The 1,743-nt window shown below is 27.8% G+C and carries 3 protein-coding genes; all 3 read left to right on the top strand.

The window, feature by feature from the left end:
- Positions 1–370, top strand: a 370-nt coding sequence (locus ACFQ88_RS39640) for a glycosyltransferase family 2 protein (protein ID WP_379463444.1), incomplete at its 5' end; no start/stop codon positions are given.
- A 7-nt stretch (positions 371–377) separates the two neighbouring features.
- Positions 378–1,229, top strand: a complete 852-nt coding sequence (locus ACFQ88_RS39635) for a glycosyltransferase family 2 protein (RefSeq protein WP_379463443.1) — start codon at positions 378–380, stop codon at positions 1,227–1,229.
- Positions 1,230–1,252: 23 nt separating this feature from the next.
- On the top strand, positions 1,253–1,743 hold a 491-nt coding region (locus ACFQ88_RS39630; protein WP_379463442.1), incomplete at its 3' end, for a lipopolysaccharide biosynthesis protein.

Raw genomic sequence — 1,743 nt, 5'->3', positions numbered from 1 at the left:
ATACAAGATAGTAAAAAAGATAAGAAGACCAGTACCAATAAATGAAAATGTTAATTATCTTATTCCACATGTAAACATTGTATTGCATGGTTCCGCAATTATTTTCTCTCCATCATATCTAGATAAGGAAGAGAATGCATTTCACCCAGGGACGTTTATGTATGCTGAAGAGGATATTTTATATCACACCTGTATGCGGAAAGGTTATAAGATAATTTATAGTCCACTTACAAGTATATTTCACAAAGAAGATGCTTCGACAGATTCTATTTTAAAATCAGATTATCGTAAATTAATGTTTATTTACAAAAATCAAAGAGACTCCTTTGGAATTTTAAAAAAAATTTTGGAAAATATAGAAAAGAGGTGATAGAACATTGATAGTAGGTGTTGTTGTTTTATACAACCCCATTAGCGAAGAAGTAATAAATAATATTTCAAGCTTTATAGGATATTTGGATAAATTATTAATATTTGATAATTCTGAAAAAGAGAATAAAAGAATAGCTAATTACTATCGCAATAATTTAAAAGTAACATATAAATGCTTTAAAGAAAATTTCGGAATCGCTTATGCTTTAAATAAAGGAATAGATTTTGCTAAAGAAAATAATGCTGAATGGCTACTTACAATGGATCAAGATAGTAGTTTTTGTGAAGGGAATTTTAAAAGGTTCGTGGACATAGTCAAAATTACTGTAAATTTAAATCAAGATGGTGTCATTTTTAGTCCGCTTCATAAAGTTCCTTATTTAAACGAAGAGAAGGGAGTGAAAAAAGTTAAGACAGTAATGACTTCAGGAAATTTAATAAATATGCGATTAGTAGATAAAGTTGGTTTTTTTGAGGATAGACTCTTTATAGATTCAGTTGATCATGAATACTGTTATAGAATTAGTGTGAAAGGATATAGTGTTTATAGAGTTAATGAGATAGAGTTAGAACATAATCTTGGAGAAATTACAGTAAAATATTTATTTGGTAAAAAAATATTTGTTACCAATCACAATTATGTAAGAAGGTATTACATAACAAGGAACGTTCTATATGTAAAAAAAAAATACTCAGAGAACAACATAAAATTCATGAAATTTCTGGTGTATCATTTAATTTTATCACTATTGACCATAGTATTATTTGAAACAGATAAGACTTTGAAGTTTAAGAGCATGTGGATGGGACTATTTGATTATGTTCATGGTAATTTAGGTAAGAAGAGGTTTAAATAAATTCTAAGGGTCTGATAAAATAAATGAATAAAATTATTGCTAATTATTTATTTAATACACTCAATCAAATATTAGCTATATTCCTACCTTTTATAACAATACCGTATACCGCTAGAGTGTTGGGGGCAGAAAAAATTGGTTTAAATGCATATACATTTTCCATAGTTCAAATATTAATGGTTATTGGAACGGTAGGAATACCACTATATGCTAATAGACAAATAGCAATTCAATCAATAAAAGGTAAAAACGAACTAACCAAAGAGTTTTGGTCAATTTATACTATTCAAGTTGTTGGATTAATGATTTGTACTGGTTCCTACCTTTATTATTCTTTATGTTTTTCTGAGTACCGTATATTATCTCTGCTACAAGGATTACATCTACTTTCATGTATGCTGGACATAACTTGGTTATTGACCGGGCTTCAAAAATTCAAGGAAACTATCACAAGAAGTATCATAGTTAAATGTCTATCAGTAATATTAATTTTTATATTTGTTAAAGAAGAAAG

Source organism: Paenibacillus sp. NPDC056579, from assembly GCF_042793215.1.
Taxonomy (GTDB): Bacteria; Bacillota; Bacilli; order Paenibacillales; family NBRC-103111; genus Paenibacillus_S.
This window is presented reverse-complemented; position numbering and strand designations above follow the sequence as displayed.